The 22,245-nt window shown below is 59.0% G+C and carries 24 protein-coding genes; 14 read left to right on the top strand and 10 right to left on the bottom strand.

What is annotated here, in order from left to right; genetic code table 11:
* The first annotated feature begins 118 nt into the window (after positions 1-118).
* The 8 genes from mutM (at position 119) to K0B93_RS11135 (ending at position 6,687) form a co-directional block, all read left to right on the top strand.
* The gene (gene mutM, locus K0B93_RS11100; protein WP_219867270.1) at positions 119-931 is read left to right on the top strand and encodes a bifunctional DNA-formamidopyrimidine glycosylase/DNA-(apurinic or apyrimidinic site) lyase; all 813 of its coding nucleotides are present in this window, start codon (positions 119-121) and stop codon (positions 929-931) included.
* Between the two features lie 169 nt (positions 932-1,100).
* Positions 1,101-1,433, top strand: a complete 333-nt coding sequence (locus K0B93_RS11105; protein ID WP_218635932.1) for a hypothetical protein — start codon at positions 1,101-1,103, stop codon at positions 1,431-1,433.
* An 84-nt stretch (positions 1,434-1,517) separates the two neighbouring features.
* A complete protein-coding gene (gene yrfG / locus K0B93_RS11110) occupies positions 1,518-2,207 on the top strand; it encodes a GMP/IMP nucleotidase (RefSeq protein ID WP_219867271.1) in 690 nt (229 codons plus the stop codon).
* Between the two features lie 41 nt (positions 2,208-2,248).
* A complete protein-coding gene (gene hslR / locus K0B93_RS11115) occupies positions 2,249-2,656 on the top strand; it encodes a ribosome-associated heat shock protein Hsp15 (protein WP_219867272.1) in 408 nt (135 codons plus the stop codon).
* Between the two features lie 83 nt (positions 2,657-2,739).
* Positions 2,740-3,594, top strand: coding sequence for an Hsp33 family molecular chaperone HslO (gene hslO, locus K0B93_RS11120; RefSeq protein WP_219867273.1), 855 nt, complete (start codon positions 2,740-2,742; stop codon positions 3,592-3,594).
* A 173-nt stretch (positions 3,595-3,767) separates the two neighbouring features.
* The gene (locus K0B93_RS11125) at positions 3,768-5,300 is read left to right on the top strand and encodes a phosphoenolpyruvate carboxykinase (RefSeq protein ID WP_219867274.1); all 1,533 of its coding nucleotides are present in this window, start codon (positions 3,768-3,770) and stop codon (positions 5,298-5,300) included.
* 179 nt (positions 5,301-5,479) lie between these two features.
* Positions 5,480-5,758 (top strand): hypothetical protein, encoded by a 279-nt coding sequence (locus K0B93_RS11130; RefSeq protein ID WP_219867275.1) that lies wholly within the window; start codon positions 5,480-5,482, stop codon positions 5,756-5,758.
* Between the two features lie 125 nt (positions 5,759-5,883).
* Positions 5,884-6,687, top strand: a complete 804-nt coding sequence (locus K0B93_RS11135) for a class I SAM-dependent methyltransferase (protein ID WP_219867276.1) — start codon at positions 5,884-5,886, stop codon at positions 6,685-6,687.
* A gap of 32 nt (positions 6,688-6,719) precedes the next feature.
* Here the strand turns inward: K0B93_RS11135 and K0B93_RS11140 are convergent, their stop codons facing one another.
* Together K0B93_RS11140 and K0B93_RS11145 are read right to left on the bottom strand one after the other, a co-directional pair.
* Positions 6,720-8,804, bottom strand: coding sequence for a TRAP transporter large permease subunit (locus K0B93_RS11140; protein WP_219867277.1), 2,085 nt, complete (start codon positions 8,802-8,804; stop codon positions 6,720-6,722).
* A 7-nt stretch (positions 8,805-8,811) separates the two neighbouring features.
* Complete coding sequence (locus tag K0B93_RS11145) at positions 8,812-9,876, bottom strand: hypothetical protein (RefSeq protein ID WP_228743356.1); 1,065 nt, start codon at positions 9,874-9,876, stop codon at positions 8,812-8,814.
* A 297-nt stretch (positions 9,877-10,173) separates the two neighbouring features.
* Here K0B93_RS11145 and K0B93_RS11150 point away from each other — a divergent pair, with 297 nt between their 5' ends.
* Entirely contained in the window at positions 10,174-10,446 is a 273-nt protein-coding gene (locus K0B93_RS11150) for an HU family DNA-binding protein (RefSeq protein ID WP_219867278.1), read from the top strand.
* Positions 10,447-10,495: 49 nt separating this feature from the next.
* On the opposite strand, the gene K0B93_RS11155 is transcribed toward K0B93_RS11150, so the two are convergent.
* From K0B93_RS11155 to gshB, 8 genes are all read right to left on the bottom strand, one after another.
* Positions 10,496-11,482: a putative solute-binding protein gene (locus K0B93_RS11155; protein ID WP_228743497.1), complete on the bottom strand. Its 987-nt coding sequence runs from the start codon at positions 11,480-11,482 to the stop codon at positions 10,496-10,498.
* A 243-nt stretch (positions 11,483-11,725) separates the two neighbouring features.
* Positions 11,726-13,033: a dihydroorotase gene (locus K0B93_RS11160; RefSeq protein WP_219867280.1), complete on the bottom strand. Its 1,308-nt coding sequence runs from the start codon at positions 13,031-13,033 to the stop codon at positions 11,726-11,728.
* Positions 13,030-14,043 carry an aspartate carbamoyltransferase catalytic subunit gene (locus K0B93_RS11165; protein ID WP_219867281.1) on the bottom strand — a complete coding sequence of 338 codons (1,014 nt, stop codon included), beginning with the start codon at positions 14,041-14,043 and terminating at the stop codon, positions 13,030-13,032. Before K0B93_RS11165 ends, K0B93_RS11160 begins: the two co-directional genes overlap by 4 nt.
* Positions 14,044-14,084: 41 nt before the next feature.
* On the bottom strand, positions 14,085-14,594 hold the full coding sequence (gene pyrR / locus K0B93_RS11170) for a bifunctional pyr operon transcriptional regulator/uracil phosphoribosyltransferase PyrR (protein WP_219867282.1): 510 nt from the start codon (positions 14,592-14,594) through the stop codon (positions 14,085-14,087).
* Positions 14,595-14,626: 32 nt separating this feature from the next.
* The gene (gene ruvX / locus K0B93_RS11175) at positions 14,627-15,070 is read right to left on the bottom strand and encodes a Holliday junction resolvase RuvX (RefSeq protein WP_219867283.1); all 444 of its coding nucleotides are present in this window, start codon (positions 15,068-15,070) and stop codon (positions 14,627-14,629) included.
* The gene (locus K0B93_RS11180; RefSeq protein WP_219867284.1) at positions 15,063-15,629 is read right to left on the bottom strand and encodes a YqgE/AlgH family protein; all 567 of its coding nucleotides are present in this window, start codon (positions 15,627-15,629) and stop codon (positions 15,063-15,065) included. Before K0B93_RS11180 ends, ruvX begins: the two co-directional genes overlap by 8 nt.
* Positions 15,626-16,492, bottom strand: a complete 867-nt coding sequence (locus tag K0B93_RS11185; RefSeq protein ID WP_219867285.1) for an energy transducer TonB — start codon at positions 16,490-16,492, stop codon at positions 15,626-15,628. Before K0B93_RS11185 ends, K0B93_RS11180 begins: the two co-directional genes overlap by 4 nt.
* 38 nt (positions 16,493-16,530) lie before the next feature.
* On the bottom strand, positions 16,531-17,493 hold the full coding sequence (gene gshB / locus K0B93_RS11190; RefSeq protein WP_219867286.1) for a glutathione synthase: 963 nt from the start codon (positions 17,491-17,493) through the stop codon (positions 16,531-16,533).
* 297 nt (positions 17,494-17,790) lie between these two features.
* Here gshB and pilG point away from each other — a divergent pair, with 297 nt between their 5' ends.
* The 5 genes from pilG to K0B93_RS11215 all read left to right on the top strand — a co-directional run bounded on the left by pilG (position 17,791) and on the right by K0B93_RS11215 (position 22,238).
* Positions 17,791-18,183, top strand: coding sequence for a twitching motility response regulator PilG (gene pilG, locus K0B93_RS11195; protein WP_008175635.1), 393 nt, complete (start codon positions 17,791-17,793; stop codon positions 18,181-18,183).
* 32 nt (positions 18,184-18,215) lie between these two features.
* The gene (gene pilH, locus K0B93_RS11200) at positions 18,216-18,578 is read left to right on the top strand and encodes a twitching motility response regulator PilH (RefSeq protein WP_008939836.1); all 363 of its coding nucleotides are present in this window, start codon (positions 18,216-18,218) and stop codon (positions 18,576-18,578) included.
* Between the two features lie 20 nt (positions 18,579-18,598).
* Entirely contained in the window at positions 18,599-19,144 is a 546-nt protein-coding gene (locus K0B93_RS11205) for a chemotaxis protein CheW (RefSeq protein WP_219867287.1), read from the top strand.
* 91 nt (positions 19,145-19,235) lie between these two features.
* Positions 19,236-21,311 (top strand): methyl-accepting chemotaxis protein, encoded by a 2,076-nt coding sequence (locus K0B93_RS11210; RefSeq protein ID WP_219867288.1) that lies wholly within the window; start codon positions 19,236-19,238, stop codon positions 21,309-21,311.
* A 27-nt stretch (positions 21,312-21,338) separates the two neighbouring features.
* Positions 21,339-22,238, top strand: a complete 900-nt coding sequence (locus K0B93_RS11215; protein WP_219867289.1) for a CheR family methyltransferase — start codon at positions 21,339-21,341, stop codon at positions 22,236-22,238.
* Positions 22,239-22,245: the final 7 nt, after the last annotated feature.

Genomic DNA, 22,245 nt, shown 5'->3' on the forward strand with positions numbered 1-22,245 from the left:
CTGTTCGCTGCCACAACAGCATTTGGCTGCAAATTTGTTACTAATTACACTTAGTCTGTTTATTGCCCCACGGCCAGCATGCTGACCAACGATCGTTTTCCGCCCGGAGTACCGCCGAGTGCCTGAATTACCCGAAGTTGAAACCACGCGACGTGGCATTGCCCCCCATTGCGAGGGCCAGACCATTACCCGGGTTACCGTTCGCAATCCCAGCTTGCGCTGGCCGGTACCCGACGATCTGGTCCAACGGCTGGAAGGCCAGATCATCCGCACTGTCGACCGACGGGCGAAGTATCTGTTCCTGAACCTGGACGGCGGCACCGTGATCGTGCACCTGGGCATGTCCGGCAGCCTGCGCGTGATTACGGAGGACACCCCACCCCTGGCCCACGACCACGTTGAACTGGGTTTAGCTTCGGGAGTAACTCTGCGGTTCAATGACCCACGGCGCTTCGGATGCTGGCTTTGGGCCGATGCGGCGGAGCACCATCCGCTGATTGCCAGCCTGGGGCCTGAACCGTTGTCACCCGAGTTCAACGGGCCGCTGCTGTACCGCCTCTCCCGAGGCAAACAGACACCCGTCAAGGCCTTTATCATGGACAGTCATGTGGTCGTGGGGGTGGGCAACATCTACGCCAACGAGGCCCTGTACAAGGCCGGCATCCACCCCAAAAGAAAGGCCGGGCGCATCAGCCTGGACCGTTACCACCGACTTGCCGACGCGATCCGCGAAACCCTCAGTGCCGCCATTCTCATGGGCGGAACCACCTTGCGGGATTTTGTGAATAGCGACGGCAAACCCGGCTATTTTGCCCAGTCCCTGCTGGTGTATGGCCGCCCCGATGAGCCCTGTCGGGAGTGCCTCAGACCGCTAAAAGAAATTCGCATGAACAACCGCTCCACCGTCTACTGCCCTCGCTGTCAGCGGTAAAACTCGGCACAAACGCACAATTTGCAACGAAAAACCGTTTGAAAATACGTAAATATGATTCATAGTTAACAGAGAAATCATGTCCCTCGTTTACACTGGGCAAGTATATTGAGCGCTCAAACCGGCGCGGCCGGAACCCCAAGGGCCGATTAGTTCAGGAGACAGTACAATGACCCGCAAGATTTCCCGCACATTGATGGCCACGCTGGCCGCCTGCCTGATGGCATTCTCTTCCGTTGGGCACGCTCGCGCCGTGGACGAAACCCCCTCGGCCCTGGCCATGACCGGTGATGCCATTTTCGCCCGCCCGGTTCTGTTTGCCACCACCATTATTGGCAGTGCCGTGTACCTGGTATCCCTGCCGTTTTCACTGTTGGGCGGCAACGCCGGTGAAGCGGGCGAAGTGCTGGTCATGGGCCCGGCCAAAGCGACGTTTGTACGTTGCCTGGGCTGCTCCCGAACTGGCCGCAAACCGGAATCGGTCGAACAGACCAGCAACTGATCCGCCCCGGATCCGTACTATCCCGGCTTGCCAAGGCCGGGCTTCTCCGGCAGCCTGAAGTAAATTCTTCAGGCTGTTTTGGTTATGGTGGATTGGTCTTCCCTCGACACTGTGTTCCTCGATATGGACGGGACACTGCTTGATCTGCACTTTGACAACTACTTCTGGCTGGAACACCTGCCCAGGCGTTACGCCGAGCAAAACGACCTTGCACCTCAGGCTGCGAAAGATCATCTGATCCCCATGATCATGGCCGAACGCGGCTCCCTGAACTGGTACTGCACCGACTACTGGAGCGACCGGCTCGCATTGGATATTACCGGTCTCAAGGCCGAGGTCGGCGACCGCATTGGCTATCGCCCGCACGTCGTTGATTTCCTTGACGCCCTGGAGGCGTCCGGCCTGCACTCGGTGATTGTCACCAATTGTCACCCGGATCCACTTCGACTGAAACTCGAACGCACCGGACTGGATGGCCGCGTCGACGCTATCGTATCCAGCCATCATTTGGGCAAGGCAAAGGAACACCCGGAATTCTGGCACGACCTGCAACAGCGGGTGCCCTACCGGGCCAGCTCAACCCTCATGGTGGACGACAGTTTCCCGGTTCTGGAGAGCGCCCGCAGAGCCGGCATTGCCCAGTGCCTTGCCGTTTTGGCGCCAGACAGCCAGCGGGAGGCAAACGCACATCATCCGGAGATTCCAGGCATATATCACTTTGATGAACTGCTTCCGGCGCTGCGTGAGCGCCAATCTGTGCCATCCGGCCAGTGAGCGGGTTATAATCACAGTATACGCTCATCAGGTGAGGAGACATGACGGCATCCACCGCTGACGAACAACGTGTAAGACTCGACAAATGGCTCTGGGCGGCACGCTTTTACAAAACCCGCACCCTGGCCAAAGAAGCCATCGAAGGCGGTAAGGTTCACTACAACAGCCAACGGTGCAAACCCGGCAAGGTAGTGGAAACCGGTGCCCGAGTGACCCTGCGGCTGGGTTGGCAGGAAAAGGTGGTGATCATTGATGACATCAGCGATCGTCGCCGGGCTGCGCCCGAAGCCCAGAAGCTATACCACGAGACCGAAGACAGCGTAAAAAAACGCGAAGATCTGGCCTGGCAACGGAAAACGATGCAGGCCGCGCAGTTACCACCAGCGCGTCGACCGTCCAAGAAGGACCGTCGAGACATCCAGCGCTTCCGTGAGCAAAACAACATCTGAGTCCTTTCAGAATGCCCCGCGACCGTCACGGGGTGCGCGATTGAATCGAATTCAGCAGTCAGCATTATTTCAGGAGATACACCATGGCATCCCGTGACCAATTCCAGCGCTTTATCTTCGAGGACAGCCAAGTCCGGGGCGCCTGGGTACAGCTGGATGAAAGCTACCGGGAGATCGGCAGCCAGGCACCCTACCCCGAATCGATCCGGGATTTGCTCGGTGAGGCGCTCGTTGCGAGTGTCCTGATGAGCAGCACCCTGAAGTTTGAAGGCACCCTGTCACTTCAGGCACAGGGGGAAGGACCTCTTCGAACCCTGATGGCAGAGTGCAGTCACGACCGCCACATCCGGGGCTTGGCACGGTTCGATGAACACGCCATGAGCGAGGAAGACTTTCACAACCTGCTGGGCGAGGGACGGATGGCCATCACCATCACTCCCAACAGGGGCAACCGTTATCAGGGCGTGGTTCCCCGGGAGGAGGGCAGCCTGGCCGGCTGCCTTGAGGAATACTTCGAACGCTCTGAACAGATTTCCACCAGTCTGATCCTGTTTGCCGACGAAAACCGTGCAGCCGGGCTCTTGCTCCAGCGCCTTCCCGGCGCCACCGACGGTGATAATGACCTCTGGGATCGCGTGAACCACCTGGCACGCACGGTTGAAGAGTCAGAACTCCTGGAACTGGACAGCGAAACCGTGCTCCACCGCCTGTTCCACGAGGAAACCGTACGCCTGTTTGATCCGGAAACCGTTGCGTTCCGCTGCAGCTGCTCGCGGGAGCGTACCCTGGGTGCCCTGGAGGCGATTGGCAAGGATGAGTGCTACAGTATCCTCGACGAGCAAGGCCAGATCGATATGGACTGCCAGTTCTGCCACGCTCACTATCGCTTCGATAGAAATGATATTGACCATCTTTTCACCGGTCATACGCTACACTAGAAGCTTTCCAGATGGCCCGAAAGCCAGTCATGACGGGTCGTTAAGGTTATCGTTTTTTATAGGCGTCTCTGGCATAATAGCGCGCCTGAATTGACCCGATTGTTCAGATTTCCGCCAAGTTAATGGGGGGCGGCCCGAGCAATCACGAAGACATTCCCAAGGGCGAGGTCGAAGTGAGCAACACTTATAATGATCTGAGTACAGCACGACTGGTCGAGCTGGCACTGGCACGTAACGAAGGCCAATTGGCTTCCAACGGCTCACTGGTTGTGAAAACCGGCGAGCGGACTGGCCGGTCTCCCATGGACCGATATATCGTCGAAGAACCGAGTACCGCCGACGATATTCACTGGGGACCAATCAACCGCCCATTCGACGCCGACAAGTTCGACGCCCTCTGGGATCGTGTTGAAGCCTACATCGCCGAAAAAGACCAGTTCGTTTCCAACGTCCACGTCGGCTCAGATCCAGAGCACTATCTGCCAGTCAAGATGACCACCGAGACCGCCTGGCAGAACCTCTTTGGCCGTAACCTGTTCATCCGCCCGGACAGCTACAATCCGTCTGACAAACAGGAATGGCAGATTCTGAACGCCGCCAACTTTGAGTGCGATCCGGAGCGTGACGGCACCAACAGCAACGGCTGCGTGATGATCAACTTCGCCAAACGCAAGGTCCTGCTGGCCGGCATGCATTACGCGGGCGAAATGAAGAAAGCGATGTTCTCCGTGCAGAACTTCCTGTTGCCCGAGAAAGACGTGCTGCCCATGCACTGCTCGGCCAATGTCGGTGAAGACGGCCAGACCTGCCTGTTTTTCGGTCTCTCCGGCACCGGAAAGACCACCCTCTCCGCGGATCCGCACCGCTTCCTGATCGGTGACGATGAGCATGGCTGGGGCCCGGGCACAGTCTTCAACATTGAAGGCGGCTGCTACGCCAAGTGCATTGATCTTTCCCGGAAGAACGAGCCGATCATCTGGGACGCCATCCGGTTCGGTGCGATCGTTGAGAATGTAGCCATCGACCCGGAGACCCGCGAGCCGGATTACACCGACGTCTCCCTCACGGAGAACTCCCGCTGCGCCTACCCGCTCGAACACGTCGAGAAGCGCGTGCTCGAAAACCGGGCCGGTGAGCCGTCACACATTGTCTTCCTGACCTGCGACATGACCGGCGTACTGCCTCCCGTGTCCATTTTGTCCAAGGAAGCAGCGGCCTACCACTTCCTGAGCGGTTACACCGCTCTGGTGGGCTCCACCGAGATGGGCTCGTCCTCCAAGCTGAAGTCCACGTTCTCCACCTGCTTCGGCGCCCCGTTCTTCCCGCGTCCGGCCGGCGTCTACGCAGAGCTTCTGATGAAGCGGATGGACGAATTCGGCAGCAAGGTGTTCCTGGTCAACACCGGCTGGACCGGCGGACCTTACGGCGAAGGCAGCCGATTCAGCATCCCGACTACGCGGGCGATCATTGCCGCGATCCAGAACGGCGATCTCGATGACGCAGAAACCGAGCATCTGCCGGCGCTGAACCTGGACGTTCCCAAGCACGTACCGGGCGTAGATTCCGCGTTGTTGAACCCGCGCAATACCTGGGTAAGCCCGGACTATTACGACGGCAAGGCGGAAGAGCTGATTGCCCAGTTCGTCGACAACTTCAAGAAGTTCGACGTTTCTGACGCGATTGTTGAGGCTGGCCCGAAGCTCTGAGGCCGAGTCTGATTCCGAAAAGCGCCCGGCGAGAGCCCGGCGCTTTTTTCATGGCCAGCGAACATCCGACGCGGCGAGCACAATCAGTGAACAGCTGGCGATACCCTTGGGCTGCAGGTTTATGGCACAGTGGAACATTGCCGGACAGCTTCTTCATTATTTCAAAACACGGTGATGCTATGAAAGAAACCCTTCGACAGCTTTGCTCGCCAATACTCAAGCCGCTGGAGTCAGGGGATGTTGGTCCCAATTACAAAGCCTCTCACCGAACCATCCTCAACGTGGTGGGCGCGCTGTTCCTGACGCTCTCGACGGTTTCAGCGGCCGCACTGGTCTTTACAGGGCAGCTTGGCGCGCTTGTTCCGGTCCTGGTCTTTCTGGGCATTGGCGGTCTCTCGTTAATCGTTGGAACTCTGGGGACGGATGCCGCGGTTTCCCGAATGTGGGGCAACCGCTAAAGCCCGGCACCTTTGGTGCCTTGTCTGGAACCGGAAACCCTCCGATCTGTCTAATATTTGGGTGTGGAATAAAAGGTTATTCTGAATGCACGTTTTGATGTCGTGTCTCGGATAAGGAGACGGGCATGGAACATTCGCGCAGACCGGAACCTGAAGAGACGGCAAAGGCCTACGAGGAGAGGCTCGTGCCTGCTCTGTTCCAGGATGTCGCGAAGCACCTGGCGGAGGCAGCTAAAGTCCACACGGGACAGGATGTTCTCGACGTGGCCTGCGGTACAGGCATCCTCGCCCGAGCAATTACAAGGCAGTACGAAAACCTGGGCTCGGTCACTGGCCTGGATCTCAACCCCGGCATGCTCGCCGTGGCGCAACGCAAAGCGCCGGGCATCGACTGGCAGAAGGGTGATGCAGAGGCGCTTCCCTTCAAAGACCGGTCTTTTGATGTTGTCGTCAGCCAATTCGGGCTGATGCTGTTCCCTTCCCCTACGCTTGCTTTGCAGGAAATGTATCGGGTTCTACGGCCCAAGGGCCGATTGGTAGTCGCAGTGTTTGACTCGATCAACCGCGTACCGGCGTACGAGGCAATGTCGACGGTATTTGGTCGTATGGTCGACCCTGCGGTCGGTGAAGCACTCCGTGGTCCCTTTGCGCTGGGCGACACCCGACGACTCTCGGCATTGTTCGCCAGTGCGGGTATCAGTGCACCCGACATCAGAACGCTGGAAACCACCGCTCGCTTTCCCGGGGTCCGGGAAATGGCGCTCGCCGACATCAAGGGCTGGTTTCCGTTTGCCGATATCCATCTGGATGAACCCACCATCAATGCCGTCGTTGAGGAGGCTGAAGCCGCCCTTGAACCCTTTTGCACCGATAGCGGCATGGTTGAGTTCCAGGTACCTGTCCACGTTCTCAGCGCCCAGAAATTCTGATCGGTGGCAACGCTGGCGCCAGTCAAGCCCCCTCAGGCGTAGAACATCAATGGCACAAAGGCCACCACCAGCAGCGAGATCCCCATTGCGATGAGCGGCATGATAATGCGCTCGTGACGCTGATAGAAGGTTCCGGATTCCTGCTGCGCTGCCATGACTTCCGCCTCACCCACAACCTGCCGGGTGAGCAGGTGGTTCAGGGCCACTGGCGGGCTCAGATACCCGAGTTCAAAGGCAACGAGGGTAACCATCCAGAAATGGACGGGGTGGATCCCACTGCTATAGGCAATGGTGGCCACGGTGGCTGTCACCAGAATCACAGCACCAAAAGCATCCATGATCATACCGAGAATGACCAGTATCACCACCATCAGGAGCATGGCCGACCAGGCACTGTCGAATGCCTGGGGGAAGCTCTGCATGATGTGGGATCGCTCGATGACGCCGCCAATGCTGACTGAAAGGCCCAGTAGCAGGAGCAACGCCCCGATTTCGGCAGTGGTATCGTTAGTGGCCCCACGGAGGCTTCGTTCAAGGCCCTGATGGTTGAGTTCGCCGGAAGCCTTGCCGTGGGAGCTCTTGAGGCTGACGTGCTCATAAACCAGAATGGCCAGCATGATGACCGGTAGCAGACGTGGCGCGGAGAATTCATCCATGCTCACGTCCAGCGCGAAACGGTACATCAGGACGACCGCGGCAATCACCAATACGTAGGGAACCAGTGGCCTGAGCTCCCGGATCATGGCCGGGAACGCCACCGACGACGGCGCCAGATCAAAACGGCTCTGCCGGTTCACCGCCAGCGCCACCAGCGTGAACATGGTGGCGGTCAGGACAAACACCCAGATACCCCAGCCAAACAGTTCGTCGGTGGTTACTTCCCGGTTCAGGTAGGCAATCACTACCACCAGCAGGCACGGGCGCAGAACCACGCCCAGGGATCCCGACATGGCTGTGGCCGCCAGAGCCAACTGACGGCGCGCACCGGCTGCCCGCAGCTCACTGTAGATCACGGCACCGGCTGCAATCACGAAAATGCCGGAAGCGCCGGTGTACGCGGTTGGAATGGCGGCCACCAACACCGCCACAACCGCCAGCATTTCCGGCGGCATGCGCCAGGGCCGGAACACATTGAACACCAGGGTCGCCAGGCGTGTCTGCTTGAGCATCATGCCCACCCAAACATACAGCCCGACGTTCAGGAACATGTCCGCTAGTTCCATCATTTTTCCCAGGTATATGCCAATACCCGAGGCATGACCAATCAGCGCAAAGTAGGTACCGGAAATCAGGCACATTACGGTGTACAGCGGCACCGCCAGGAACGCCTTGTTCAAACTGCCGCCGTCAGGGAGGTCCTCCGGCACCCGGATCAGCCGGTACAGGCTCGCCAGGGTCAGACAGGCGAACCCCGTTATCCAGAAGTTGTGCAGCAATAATTCCTCGGACGACACCGAGGTCTCTGCCCCCAGCGTCGACTGGCGGAAAATGACGCTGGAACCGAGCAACATCGCATTGGCTATGGTTTGCAGGGTGTGGGAAACGGTGTAGTCGAGGCGGGTTTCCATGGCGCGCATGGCAATGTGATGACGGGTCAGTGTGGCGGTGACCGCACACAGCATCACGAGAATCACCAGTATGTAGCGCTGGGAAGACAGCCCAAAGGCAATCAAATCGGCAATAAACAGTTCTGCCGCCCGGTAAGCTTTTACCCCGGGCGTCAGCTGCCCTTGCAGGCTCTCATAACTGGCGTGGGCAGCCCGGCAGTCGGCCAGGGCGCGCTCGATGGCCAGCCGGACATCCGCGGGATCCTTCTCCTCAGCAGCGCCCAGCAGAGCGGCCATGGGATCATCGTCGGCCGGTGTCTCCGCCAGTTCGGCTGCAACCGCGGCATCGACGTCGCGATTGGGATTGCAGGTGGGCGACACCGGGTCCATGCGCAACTTGTAGTAACCACTCCAGAGCTGTTCACCACCCCGCAGCATCTGGTTATGGATGTCACTGCTCGTGGAGAAGATAACAACCGCCAACAGCAACAGGCAGGCGGGAAGGGAGGAGAACCACTCCAGCCTGCTACGATGAAAACCTACCTTGGATACAGCGACATTCTGGGACATGGGATTCTTACAGCAGATCGTCCAGGTTCATGGTTTCCACCTCTTCCCGCTGGTCATCCCAGAAGGTACCAAGCTGACCCAGTGGCGTTCGGTGACCGGTATTCTCGACCCACATCCGGTCGGAAATGGCGACGATCATGTTGGTGGCCATGGCATCGACAAAGCGCCAGTCAGCATCGGCGGGCGTTTCTTCCAGCGACCGGGCATGCTCCCGGATTACGCTCTTGACCATGTCCTGATCGCCCTTGTTAATGGCAGCGATGGCATGGAACACGTGCGGCAGACGAACGCCGGCGGCCTCGCCCTGCTCGTCAGCAATGGCAAGACGCTCAAAAGCATCTTCGCCCTGGGGCTGTGCGCCGGGAATCATGGCCCAGACAGTTGCCCTCAGTGCCATGGGCGCCCCCCACCATTTATCGTTCTCAAGACAACTGGTGGCCCGGGCCACGATCGAACCGACATTTGCAGGCACGCCGATTGATGAAGTGGACTGGATCTGTGCGTTCAACGCCTGCAGGCCCGAAAGCAGGCCCGCCATGTAGATAAATTCGTCCTTGTCATCCTCAAAGTCCGGACACTCACCGGTTCCGGGCTCGCCGTAGTAGGCGTTATGGTGCTTCCAGCTTTTGAAATAGCGCTCGGAAGCCAGGACATAGGCTCGCTTCTGACGGATCAGGGCGTCTTCGGCTTCGTTGGCGTTCATTGCATGCATCGCCGCCAGTCCATCCAACTCAAATTCCCGGGCCTTTTCCTCGGCACAGCCACCGGCGGAGAGGTAGAGCATCACGGCCAGTTGATCCGGTTCCGAGGTGACCCGGCCAAAGGACATCAAAAGGGGCGCGGTGGCCTCGCTCATGGCGCACCCCATGGCCAGATCGCTGCTCTCCATCAGGTAAGGCACCGTGTGATCCCGGGAGAAGCCCTGCATCACGTCGCCGGTGGTCTTGTAAATCATATTGTTGACCACACCACAGCCACTTAACAGGGCACTCGCCATCAGCGCAGTCGCCAGTGCCTTCAGCCGGGGCCATGCGGTGGGTTGGTTCAGGGAGGGATTCGGGGACTGTGTCATAGCTACTTCACCTTCAGCTTTTTATTCTCGGGCTATCCGGGCTCGTCGCGCCACCATTCAGCCTTGCTTTATCACCGACCGACATTTGTTACAGTCTGTAACCAGATCCGCATTATGGCCTACAAGATCCCGTTTTTATGAGACCGACGCCGCAAATGACGCCAATGACCACACTTATCTGCTCCCCGGTGGTTTGCACAATGAGCGCCAAGCCACTATAGATGGAAGCAACCGCAAGGCGATGGGCCTGCGGCCAGCACTCATACAAAAAAACAGAAATAAAAAAAGGAGTACCCGATGCGCAAACCCGAACTCGCTGCTGCAATCGCTGATCGAACCGGCCTCACTCGCGAGAAGGCCGCCGAGGTCATTACCGCCTTTACCGACCAGGTATCAGCGGCTGCTTCCCGAGGCGAAGATGTCACCCTGATCGGATTTGGCACCTTCAACATCCGCGCCCGGGAAGCGAGGGATGGCAGAAACCCGCAAACAGGCGCCACCATCCGGATCCCCGCAAGCAAAACGGTTGGCTTTAAAGCCGGCAAGGCTCTCAAGGAACAGATTGGCTGAGCCAAACGGGCCCGCATTCAGCGGGCCCGTCATTAACTGCGCAGCGATATCAGGAAGCACACTCCGAACGCGTAGCATCCACCCGGCAGCGGATCGCCTTCATCAGCTTGATTGCCCGTTCGTCAAACACCCCATCATCCAGCAGCGACAGACGCACCTTGCGTAGCATCTTGTCGTACTCAGCGGTGTCTTCCTGAGGCAGATTCATCCACACATCCCTGGGAATTTCCGCTTCGGCCTGGGCGATGATTTCGTACGCCTCGTCAATACGCTTGATCGATTCGTTCCGCACCATCTGGGCCGCCTCGTCGGGAAAACGATCGCGGTGAATAATGACCTGGAAGTTCATGTAACCAATGGCGTATTTCACCACGGCGCCGTCAGGTTCAACGCCTTTGTAGAGTTCCAGCGGTGTGTAGGCAACAGCCGGCGCGTACGCCAGATCGACACTGCCATTGTTGAACTTGCCCGCAAAATTGGCGGAATTGGAGCCCACCACTGACGCTCCCACGTGCCGAACCATGCGCACGGAGGCCTGGTCATAATCCAGGGTCGCAATGCGCTTGCCCTGCAGTTTTTCCACCGAATCAATACTGCGGTCTCGGGTATGCAGGTAAATGGCGCCACCCGGGAAAACCCCTGCCACTTCGTAGGGACCGTCGATCAGGAACGGCCGGGCCTTGGCCTGACTGAGGGTGTTGTACAGAAGACGCATCTCCTGTTCTCCGGGGACCGCGCCCATTGCTTCCAGGCTGCCGGTGAATTTGTTGAACTCGCGGGCGCGGGTACCGGTCAGCAGGACCGCATCGCATTGCCCCGCTTTGAAATCTTCAGCCGCAACCTTTTCATCGGTGTAGGCACGCAGATTCAGCTTGATCCCCTGTTTCAGGGCAACGGGCTGGAAGGTTTTGGTGATGGCGAACAGGGGGCCATTGGCGCCCACCGGATCGAAAACGCAGAAACTGCGTTCCAGCGGCTCATTCTGCGCCTGGCTCAGGGAGGGGAACAGAAGACTGGCACAGAGGGTGGCAGCCATGGCCACCCGTTTCGGGAAAGTTGCTGATTTCACGGGATGACTCCTGATTTATTATTGTCGGATCCTGATACGTCCATGTGTATCGATTGACCCGCTTTCCTTGGCCGACGTTAGGCCGTCACCTATTAGAATACGTTGGCACAGGTGCCTGTCATCAAGGGCTTTTCAGCAATACGGGGGGATTCTGTGATGGTGTCGACAGAGGTTCCGCCACCTCTGCCGCATTTTGACCACAACCGGTAATCAGTTGGCCGGCTGCTGCCAGGCCACTTTGCCTGCGGCCAGGGTGAGACGAACAACGCCCGGCAATTCACGCCCGGCGATCGGAGCATGGCGCCCGACCGAGACCAGCGTGGTGTGATCCGGCGTCCAGCGTTGCTTCGGATCAAACAGGCACAGGTCGGCCATTTCGCCCTCCGCCACCCGCGCCTGTCGGCCCAGTACCGAGGCCGGCCCTGCTGTCAGCGCACGCACCAGCTCGGACAGACTCAGTTCGTTGCGCTCCACCAGTTCAAGCCCCAGTGACAGCACGCTTTCCACTGTGGAAAGGCCCGGTTCAGTGGCCGCCAGGGGAGCTTGCTTGGCGGCGGAGTCATGAGGCTGGTGCTGACTGACAATGGCATCGATGACCCCTTCGCGAATGCCGGCAATCAGGGCCTTGCGGTCCCGTTCGCTACGCAGCGGCGGACGTACATGGAAGCGGCTGTCAAAGCCGGCCAGGGCCTCTTCCGTGAATAACAGCTGGTGCATGGCGACATCAGCAGTGACCGCAATGCCCCGGCGGCGGGCCTCGGCCAGCATTTCGACACTGCGGGCGCACGAGAGCTGGCTCAGGTGCAGGCGCGCACCGGTTTCCTCTGCCAGCAGGATCATCTCCATGACCGCCGTGGTTTCCGCCACTTCCGGTATCCCCAGCAGGCCCAGGCGGGAGGTCACCAGGCCGTCGTGGGCATAGCCGTCCGCGGCCAGGGCCTGGTTCTCTGGACTGAACATGACCGTCAGTCCAAAGGTCTGGGCATAGGCCATGCACCGGCGCAGGATGCGGGAATTGCGCACCCCTCTGGCGCCGTTGCCAACGGCAACGCAACCGGCGGCAGCCAGTCCGGCCATATCACTGAGCAGTTCGCCTTCCAGGCCCCGGGTGACGGCGCCAACCGGCAGGACATGAATGGGGGAACGACTGGCCGCCACATCCCGGATCAGATGGGTGACGGCGCCGGAATCATTGACCGGCGAGGTTTCCGGTGAGGCACAGACGGTGGTGAATCCGCCGTGAGCGGCGGCACGGGTTTCCGAGGCGATGTTGCCCTTTTGCCCATTACCCGGCTCGCGAAGGTTGCAGTGCAGATCGATAAAGCCGGGCGCGATGACCCAGCCGTCGGCATTCAGGGTTTCATCGGCGCTGACCTGGCTCGCGGCCTCACCAAGGCCGGCAATTCTGCCGTCCCGGATCAGCAGCGCGGTGTTGGCCATCTCACCGCCCTGGCCATCCAGGAGACGGCCACCCACGATCTTCAGACTGGCGCCGCTGGTTGCTTCCGTTATGCTCATGCCTGCGCCCCCTTGCTCTGTTTCTGTTGACGCTCGGCAACCTGCCCGCCCATGGCCATGGACATCACCGCCATCCGGACGGCAATGCCGTTGGTTACCTGATTGAGAATCACCGACTGGGGGCCGTCCGCCACCGCCGACTCAATTTCAACGCCACGGTTGATCGGACCCGGGTGCATCACGATGCAATCGGGCTGGGCCAGTGACAGCTTGTCCTGGTTCAGCCCGTACAGGCGGTAGAACTCGCGTTCACTGGGCAGCAACGCGCCCTCCATGCGCTCTTTCTGCAGCCGCAACATGATGACCACATCCAGATCCTTCATGCCCCTTGCCATGTCATACTCCACGGTACAGCCGAGACTCTCCACATCCTTCGGCAGCAGGGTACCCGGCGCAATCACCCGGACCTCGTCGACCCCAAGCACATTCAGCGCCCGAATCTGCGAGCGAGCCACCCGCGAGTGCAGGACATCCCCCACGATAGCCACTTTCAGCCCCTCAAAGCGGCCCTTGTGCTGACGAATGGTGAGCATATCCAGCATCGCCTGGGTCGGGTGCGCGTGACGGCCGTCCCCGGCGTTGATGATGGCCACGCCCGGGGTCACGCTCTCGGCGATGAAATGGGGAGCGCCGCTCTGGGAATGGCGTACCACGAACATGTCACTGGCCATGGCTTCCAGGTTCAGCAAGGTATCGGAGAGCGATTCGCCCTTGGAGGTGGCGGACGTGCTGATGTCCAGGTTGAGCACGTCAGCCGACAGCCGCTTGGCCGCCAGCTCAAAGGTGCTCCGGGTTCGGGTGCTGGATTCGAAGAACAGGTTGACCACCGTCCGCCCCCGCAACAAGGGCACCTTCTTGATGGTGCGCTCCCCCACTTCGATGAACGAATCGGCTGTATCCAGAATGTCCGTGAGCAACGCTCGGTCGAGTCCGTCCAAAGTCAGAAAATGCCGCAACTGACCGTCCCGGGTCAGCTGCAAGTGGTTCGGGGAAGGGTCGTTTGCGGTCATGGGTCGCCTGTTTGCCGTTCTGCGGTGTTTTTATTGCCGAATCAGTGCCCGGTTTCCTGAAACTCGATGTGCAGGGGCTCAGGGCCGCGCAGCTTGACCCGCTGGTGCGATTCCAGGGCCAGGCTCCGGCCAGTCACATCGGGCTGGATAGGCAGTTCCCGGGCACCGAGATCAATAAGAGTGGCCAATATGATACTGGCTGGACGGCCATAATCGAAAATTTCATTCATCGCGGCCCGAATGGTCCGCCCGCTCATGATGACATCGTCAATCAGGATGATGTCCCGACCTTCGGTATCGAAGGGCAGACTGGACGGCTTCACCTTCGGGTTCAATCCGATGCGGCTGAAATCGTCTCGGTAGAAGGAGATGTCCAGCTCGCCGAACGGTTCCTCCAGCCCCAGACGCTTGCTGAGGACATCCGCGAGCCAGACCCCGCCGGTACGAATACCGATCAAAGCCGGCTTCTCCACGCCACGGTCTTCCAGCACCCGGCGCAGGCCAGCTTCCAGTTCGTTCAGCAACTGATCCATATCAAGCAGTGCGGTCATTACTTCCTCGCTGTCTTAAGAGCCGGTATCGGTCACTCGCCGGCGCGCTCGTCCTGTAGACCAAACCAGGTTTCCAGAATCAGGACCGCGGCCCGGTCATCGACTCCATGGCGACCAAAATCCCGGCTGCCTCCGGCGGCCATCACATCGCCCTTGGCTTCGAAGCTGGTGAGACGCTCGTCCACCATTTCCACCGGTACATGGTAGCGCCCGTGCAGGCGGTTGCCGAACTTCCGGGCCCGGGCACACATTTCGTTCTCGGAATCGTCCATATTCAACGGCAGTCCCACCACAACCAGATCCGGGCGCCACTCCTGCAACAGTGCCTCCAACTGGCTCCAGTCGGGAATGCCGTCCCGGGCAGGTATCATGGCCACCGGTTGTCCGGTGCCCAGAATCTCCTGACCGGATGCCACACCGATTCGTCGAGTTCCGTAATCAAAGGCCAGGACCCGTCGGTTGCCCTTCTCAGGCATGACCAATGGACTCGCTTAGCTGGTTCAGATCAACGCCAATTTTCTTGAGCACCGCCTTGTAGCGATCCTCCCAGGGCGTTCGGAACAGAATGTCGGAGGACGCAGGACAGGTCAGCCAGGAGTTGCTTCCCAGCTCCTGCTCGAGCTGACCCTCGCTCCAGCCGGAGTAACCCAGCGCCACGAGGAACTCCTCAGGTCCTTCACTTTTACCAATACCGGCCAGAATGTCCCGGGACGTGGTGAGCAGCACGTCGTCGGTCACCTGAGCGGTATTCTGCCAACTGGTTCCCGGCGGGTGCAGGACAAACCCTCGTTCGGGCTCGACAGGACCTCCGCTGAAGACCGGAAGATCCAGTTCACCGCCATGCATATCGAGCTGCTCCAGGATTTCCCCGAGGTGGATATCCAGGGGTTGGTTGATCATCAATCCGAGTGCGCCCTCGTCGGAGTGTTCGCACAGATAGATGACCCCACCATGAAACCGTGGGTCCGCCAGATAGGGGGACGCCACCAGGAAATGATGTCGCAAGCTGTGGGGAGAGTGCTTTGATGCTGTCATCCGGATGTCAGCCCCCGCCGCTGGAAAGACCAGGTTCGTATGATTTCCAATTCGTCCACATTTTCCCGCATCTCGTCCGGGAACGGTGCAAACGGTGCCGCCATTCGGACGATACGGATGGCGGCGTCATCGAGTACCGTACTGCCGGAAGACTGCAGAACGGCCACTTCCTTGATTGTGCCATCTTTCTTGAGGGAAACCAGCATTCGCAGCGTGCCATAAATACCGGAACGCCGTGCTTCGGTCGGATAATTGATGTTGCCGACCCGCGTGACCTTGCTGACCCAGTTCTGCACGTACCAGGCATTTGTGGATTTCAGCGTGGACGCGGCGGTCACCCGCATCACCCGGGGCTTCCGGGCGTAGGCCTGCTGTTGGGCATCAAAGCGCGCCTCCAGACTGGCGATTTCCAGGCTGCGCTCCATCAGGCTTTTCTTGTTGCGGACCGGGGCCGGCTTTTCCACCGGTTCCGTGCGCTCCTTGGGTTTCTGGACTTTCTCGCGGGCGCTGCTTTGGGTCTGCACCACCTGCTTTTCCTGGCGGGGCTGGGGCGCGGTCTGGGACGGAGGCTCGGGCTGTACCTGGGCAACCTTGGGCTGACTGACCTCTGCCGGCTGCGGGGTCGTCATTTCCCGGGCCTGCTCTTCACTGCCGCTGCCCTTCTGATTGGTTTGAGCCAGGAAATCGGCCTCTTCAGGCGCTTCTTCGTCTTCAAACTGCGACAGGGTGATTTCCATGGTCTGAGCCGAGGAACGCGGCGACTCCGGTGCGAAGGTTATACCCAGCACGACCATGGCGTGGAACGCCAGTGCCATAAAGAGGGTAAAGGAAAACCGGTCGAAGTCGCTTACCTGAACTGCCATTCCTGATCCTGGTTAAATCGTTGGCCCCGAGGCGGGCATTAGGCCCGCTTGCGCCCATCCAGACGGCGGGCGACTGCCTCCATCAGCTTACCGGCAATATCGATCCCGAACGCGGTATCGAGTTCCCGGATGCACGTGGGGCTGGTTACGTTAATTTCCGTGAGATAGTCACCAATGACGTCCAGACCGACAAACATTAGCCCTTTTTCCTTGATCACCGGTGCAACCCGTTTACAGATCTCCCGATCACGGGGCGTCAGTTCACGGCCTTCGCCCCGGCCACCTGCTGCCAGGTTGCCGCGATTTTCGCCCTGGGAAGGAATACGCGCAAGGGAATAGGGCACGGGCTCACCTTCAATCAGAAGGATGCGCTTATCGCCGTCCGCGATTTCCGGGATGTATTTCTGGGCCATGGCCTGATGCTGGCCATAGTTGGTGAGCGTCTCGATAATTACGCCCAGGTTGAAGTCATTTTCCTTGATGCGAAAAATGGAATGCCCGCCCATGCCATCGACGGGCTTCATGATGACATCGCCATGCCGGGCGTAGAATTCCCGAAACCGGGTGGCCGACCGACTGACCAGCAACGGCGGCGTGAGATCCTCGAACTGGGCGGCAAACAGCTTCTCGTTGCAGTCCCTCAGGGTGGCCGCTGGATTGACCACCAGTGCGCCCTGCTGCTCGGCCGCCTCGAGAATGTAGGTCGCCATCAGAAATTCCCGGTCCACCGGCGGATCCTTGCGCATCAGAATCACGTCCAGCTCACCCAGGGCCCGGTCCTGGCTTGGGCCGAAGCTGTACCAGTTCTCCGGGTCCATGTGCACCGTCAGGTCCCGGGTGTGAGCCATGGCCTTGCCGCCATCCAGATACATGTCCGGCAGCTCCATGTACTCGATCTCCCAGCCGCGTTTCTGCGCCGCCAGCAACATCGCCAGGGAACTGTCTTTCTTGAAATGGATATCCTCAATCGGATCCATCACGATCCCGAGTCGGACTGTCATAGTGTCTCTTGAGCTCCAAGGGTTAAAAACACGAACCGGTCAGCAGAGTGAGCCGGATGATAAGTGCTATGCTGAGACATTGAATGGTATTGTACCCGAGCCCCGAATGCATCCGCAGAAATCCTCAGCCGATTACGTGAAGTTGCAGGCACAAGTACATTTGGTCACAAAGTAATACTTTTTATCCAGCCATTGATACTCTATAAATAAGCGGGGTTTATAGAACAACCTTAACGTTTGTGTTAAAAATCCCCGTTTGAAAATAATGACAGTCGCTGAGCGCAAGGCAGTTGGACAATGGATGACAACTTCGAGAATCTGAAGATCATGGTGATCGACGATAGTAAAACCATTCGTCGCACCGCAGAAACCCTTCTGAAAAAGGTCGGCTGTGAGGTCATCACCGCAACTGACGGCTTTGACGCTCTGGCCAAGATTGCCGATTCCCAGCCGGACATCATTTTTGTCGATATCATGATGCCCCGATTGGATGGCTACCAGACCTGCGCACTCATCAAGAACAATTCCTCTTTTAAGAAGACGCCGGTTATTATGCTCTCCAGCAAGGACGGCCTGTTCGACAAGGCGAAGGGCCGTATTGTCGGCTCCGACCAGTACCTGACCAAACCGTTCAGCAAGGATGAGCTGCTTAACACTATCCGCCAGTATGTCCCCCAGGCGGAACAGTAAACCTGCTGAAACCCAGAACCATCGAGGAACCCATGGCTCGCATTCTCATTGTTGACGACTCCCCCACCGAGGTGAAGAAGATCTCCACCATTCTGGAAAAGCACCAGCACGAAGTTCTGACCGCCGACAACGGCGCAGACGGTGTTGCCAAAGCCCGAGCCGAAACGCCGGACCTGGTGCTGATGGATGTAGTCATGCCTGGCCTGAACGGGTTCCAGGCAACCCGCCAGCTGACCCGCGCTCCGGAGACCGCTTCCATTCCCGTGGTGATTGTCACCACCAAGGATCAGGAAACTGACCGTGTCTGGGGTACCCGTCAGGGCGCCAAAGGTTATCTGGTCAAGCCGGTTAACGAAGACGATCTGATCAAAACAATCAACAGTCTGATTGCCTGATCCCCAACCGTGGAGTAAGCATGTCCGCCCAGACCGCCCCCTATGCCGTTCTGACGGATATCGCCCAGCGCAGCCGGTCCATGGCGGCTGGCTTGCCGGAGCAGCAGCAAGCCGTTGAGCTGTGGAACGGCATTGGATTTGTTCTGGCCGGTGAGCGTTATGTGGCGCCCATGGGCGAAGTCACAGAAATTCTCCATGTCCCCCGGTTTACCCACATTCCGGGGGTTCGTCCCTTTCTTCTCGGTGCCGCCAACGTCCGTGGTCGCCTCCTCCCCCTGGTTGATCTCGCCAGCTTCTTCGACATCCCCCGCTCGTCGCGCAGTCTGCGTGAACGACGCGTGCTCGTGGTCGAAGAGGGAGACATTTTCAGCGGATTGGTGGTCGATAACGTGCTGGGCATGCAGTACTTCGCATCAGACAGTTTCAAGGACTCACCGGAAGGTGTACCTGAAAACGTTCGACCGTTTGTCACAGGCGGCTACGAACGCAACGAGGAAGTCTGGAAAGTCTTTTCTGCCGTCGACCTGCTCGATGACGAACGCTTTCTTGACGTCGCACAGTGGTAAGGGTGTGGAACTGGCAGGAACATCACCCTGACCGCCTGATACCCGCAAAAACAAACTTGCCAATCTTTATGAAGAGGCCGGGAGCCAGAAAATGAAAAACAGAGCCGGAAGACTCAGTATGGGACAGGGAGGCAACAAGCTCGTTGCCGGTCTGATCGCCGCACTGATTGCACTCACCGTCCTGCTCGTTGTGGTCCTGTTTATTATTAACAAAGACAGCCAGAACGATCAGGAGTACATCGCCAACACCGCCGAGCTGAGGGTTCTCTCGCAGGCCATTGCGAAGAACGCCACCGAGGCTGCCGGCGGTACTGCCGAGGCTTTCAACCAGCTACGGCGGTCACGGGATGAGTTCCAGCAGCTCTGGAGCAACGTCACTGAGGGCAACCCCGAAACCGGCCTCCCGCCCAGCGAACTGGCTCAGCAGAGCGGCGTTCAGGAAAACTGGAATACCGTGCGTGAAAACGCCGACAGCATCCTCTCCACCCAGGACGCCGTACTGGGCCTGCACGAAGTGGCACGGACCCTGAACGAAACCATTCCGCAGTTGCAGGTGGAATACGATGACATCGTACAAATCCTGCTGGATAACGGCGCTCCGGCCGAGCAGATCGCCCTGGCACAGCGCCAGTCGCTGCTCGCGGAACGGATTGTCCGCTCGGTCAACAACGTACTGTCCGGTGACGAAGATGCGGTGATCGCCGCCGACCGGTTCGGTCGCGACGCCAGCCTGTTCGGCCGGGTACTCGAAGGCCAGCTCAATGGCAACCAGGCCATGGGCATTTCAAAGGTCAACGATGAAGACGCCATTTACGGTCTCGAAGCCGTTGCCGAACTGTTCGAGTTCGTTTCCCAGAACGTAGACGCCATCCTTGAAGCCTCTCCCGACCTCTTCAAAGTGCGTACTGCGGCCAGCGATATCTTCCAGAACTCCGAGCTTCTGCTGTCAGAACTGTCCATACTGGCAGATGGCTTCCGGAACCAGTCCGGCTCCCGCCTGATCAGCCCGACCCTGGCCTTTATCTTCCTGGCGGCCATGGTTGCCATCGTGGTCTTCATCGGTCTGGCCCTGTACCGGGAAGCGCAGCAGCGCCTGTCCACGACCCAGGAGCAGAACGAGCAGAACCAGAATGCGATCCTGCGACTGCTGGACGAACTCGCCGACCTGGCGGATGGTGACTTGACCACCGAGGCCACGGTTACCGAGGACTTCACCGGCGCCATCGCCGACTCTATCAACTACGCGATCGACCAGATGCGCGGACTGGTTCAGTCGATTCGTGGCACCGCGGTTCGAGTATCTTCGGCGGCCCAGGAAACGCAGGCCACGGCCATGCACCTGGCCGACGCCTCCGAGCACCAGGCCCAGGAAATTGCCGGCGCCTCTGCCGCTGTTAACGAGATGGCGGTGTCCATCGACCAGGTATCCTCTAACGCCGCAGAATCCTCGGCGGTTGCGGAGCGGTCGGTTGCGATCGCGAAGAAAGGCGCGGAAGTGGTACAGAACACCATCCGCGGCATGGACAACATCCGGGAGCAGATTCAGGAAACCTCCAAACGGATCAAGCGTCTGGGTGAATCTTCCCAGGAAATCGGTGACATCGTATCCCTGATCAACGACATCGCCGACCAGACCAACATCCTGTCCCTGAACGCCGCAATCCAGGCCTCCATGGCCGGTGACGCGGGTCGAGGCTTCGCGGTGGTCGCGGACGAGGTTCAGCGCCTCGCGGAACGTTCCTCTGCGGCAACCAAGCAGATTGAAGCGCTGGTTAAGACGATCCAGTCCGATACCAACGAAGCGGTTATCTCCATGGAACACACCACCGCTGAGGTGGTACGGGGTGCCCGTCTGGCCCAGGACGCGGGTATCGCGCTCGAGGAAATCGAGAACGTATCCATGAGTCTGGCGGAACTGATCCAGAACATCTCCAACGCGGCACGACAGCAGTCGTCGTCTGCGGCACACATCTCGAACACCATGAACGTCATCCAGGAAATCACCTCCCAGACCTCGTCCGGTACCAACGCCACGGCGAAGTCTATCGGTAACCTGGCAGAAATGGCGTCTGAGCTGCGCTCCTCCGTTGCCGGCTTTACCCTGCCGGAAGAAGACGCAGCAGAGCAGGAAGAAGAGGAAGACACCGACGTTCCGGTGGTGGGCTGATTTTCCGGCCCGGGCAGTTGACGGTTTATGGCACAGATGCATAACAACCTGTCACCCGCCGAAGGTATCTGGTCGCTGCGCCGACTCCCCGATATGGACGAGGTGCAGTTCAACCAGTGGCAGACTCTGCTGGAACATCGTACCGGCATAACCCTGTCGGCTGAGCGTCGCTCGTTCCTGGAAACCAATCTCGGGATCCGGATGCGGGAAATCGGCTGCAGCAGCTATCAGGCCTACTACGAGAAAATCGTATCTGGGCCTGACGCCATCAGGGAGTGGTCAACACTGGTGGATCGACTCACGGTCCAGGAAACCCGGTTTTTCCGGGACCCGGATGCGTTTCGCCTGGTGGCCGATTATGTGCTGACACGACCGAGGGAGCTGTTGAAAAAACGCCCCCTGGAAGCCTGGAGCGTCGGGTGTTCAAGTGGTGAAGAGCCCTACACCCTCGCCATGGTGCTGAATGAATGCATGACCCAGCTGGAATTGCAGCCGCTGTTCGGCATCACCGGCTCCGACATCAGCAAGCCCGCGATCGAAAAGGCCCATGTCGGCCAGTTCAATCCCCGCAAACTGATGGGAATGGACGAAGAGATGAAGTCCCGGTATTTCCGCCCGGCCGAGCGGAATACCGTAGAAATAGTGAAAAACATCCGGGACAGGGTGTGCTTTACCAGACTGAACGTACTGGATCTCGATAAGGCACCCATGCACGGGATGAACATTATCTTCTGCCAGAATCTGCTGATCTATTTCCGCCGCTGGCGCCGGCGGGAAATTGTCAAGCGACTTGCAGAGCGGCTGGCGCCCGGGGGGTTGCTGGTGCTGGGCCAGGGAGAGCTGACCGATTGGCAGCCTCCAGGCCTGCAGAGGGTACCCTCGGAACATGTGCTGGCGTGGATCAAACGCCAGACCGACGAAGAATAACCGGAGT

Origin of the sequence: Marinobacter sp. F4218 (assembly GCF_019443085.1) — a bacterium.
Taxonomy (GTDB): domain Bacteria; phylum Pseudomonadota; class Gammaproteobacteria; order Pseudomonadales; family Oleiphilaceae; genus Marinobacter; species Marinobacter albus.

Bases quoted from the DNA above. Each gene is read 5' to 3' on its own strand.
- K0B93_RS11105 (WP_218635932.1), top strand. From the start codon at position 1,101: ATGACCCGCAAGATTTCCCGCACATTGATGGCCACGCTGGCCGCCTGC.
- yrfG (WP_219867271.1), top strand. From the start codon at position 1,518: ATGGTGGATTGGTCTTCCCTCGACACTGTGTTCCTCGATATGGACGGG.
- hslR (WP_219867272.1), top strand. From the start codon at position 2,249: ATGACGGCATCCACCGCTGACGAACAACGTGTAAGACTCGACAAATGG.
- hslO (WP_219867273.1), top strand. From the start codon at position 2,740: ATGGCATCCCGTGACCAATTCCAGCGCTTTATCTTCGAGGACAGCCAA.
- K0B93_RS11130 (WP_219867275.1), top strand. From the start codon at position 5,480: ATGAAAGAAACCCTTCGACAGCTTTGCTCGCCAATACTCAAGCCGCTG.
- K0B93_RS11135 (WP_219867276.1), top strand. From the start codon at position 5,884: ATGGAACATTCGCGCAGACCGGAACCTGAAGAGACGGCAAAGGCCTAC.
- K0B93_RS11140 (WP_219867277.1), bottom strand. From the start codon at position 8,804: ATGTCCCAGAATGTCGCTGTATCCAAGGTAGGTTTTCATCGTAGCAGG.
- K0B93_RS11145 (WP_228743356.1), bottom strand. From the start codon at position 9,876: ATGACACAGTCCCCGAATCCCTCCCTGAACCAACCCACCGCATGGCCC.
- K0B93_RS11150 (WP_219867278.1), top strand. From the start codon at position 10,174: ATGCGCAAACCCGAACTCGCTGCTGCAATCGCTGATCGAACCGGCCTC.
- K0B93_RS11155 (WP_228743497.1), bottom strand. From the start codon at position 11,482: ATGGCTGCCACCCTCTGTGCCAGTCTTCTGTTCCCCTCCCTGAGCCAG.
- K0B93_RS11160 (WP_219867280.1), bottom strand. From the start codon at position 13,033: ATGAGCATAACGGAAGCAACCAGCGGCGCCAGTCTGAAGATCGTGGGT.
- K0B93_RS11165 (WP_219867281.1), bottom strand. From the start codon at position 14,043: ATGACCGCAAACGACCCTTCCCCGAACCACTTGCAGCTGACCCGGGAC.
- pyrR (WP_219867282.1), bottom strand. From the start codon at position 14,594: ATGACCGCACTGCTTGATATGGATCAGTTGCTGAACGAACTGGAAGCT.
- ruvX (WP_219867283.1), bottom strand. From the start codon at position 15,070: ATGCCTGAGAAGGGCAACCGACGGGTCCTGGCCTTTGATTACGGAACT.
- K0B93_RS11180 (WP_219867284.1), bottom strand. From the start codon at position 15,629: ATGACAGCATCAAAGCACTCTCCCCACAGCTTGCGACATCATTTCCTG.
- K0B93_RS11185 (WP_219867285.1), bottom strand. From the start codon at position 16,492: ATGGCAGTTCAGGTAAGCGACTTCGACCGGTTTTCCTTTACCCTCTTT.
- gshB (WP_219867286.1), bottom strand. From the start codon at position 17,493: ATGACAGTCCGACTCGGGATCGTGATGGATCCGATTGAGGATATCCAT.
- pilG (WP_008175635.1), top strand. From the start codon at position 17,791: ATGGATGACAACTTCGAGAATCTGAAGATCATGGTGATCGACGATAGT.
- pilH (WP_008939836.1), top strand. From the start codon at position 18,216: ATGGCTCGCATTCTCATTGTTGACGACTCCCCCACCGAGGTGAAGAAG.
- K0B93_RS11205 (WP_219867287.1), top strand. From the start codon at position 18,599: ATGTCCGCCCAGACCGCCCCCTATGCCGTTCTGACGGATATCGCCCAG.
- K0B93_RS11210 (WP_219867288.1), top strand. From the start codon at position 19,236: ATGAAAAACAGAGCCGGAAGACTCAGTATGGGACAGGGAGGCAACAAG.
- K0B93_RS11215 (WP_219867289.1), top strand. From the start codon at position 21,339: ATGGCACAGATGCATAACAACCTGTCACCCGCCGAAGGTATCTGGTCG.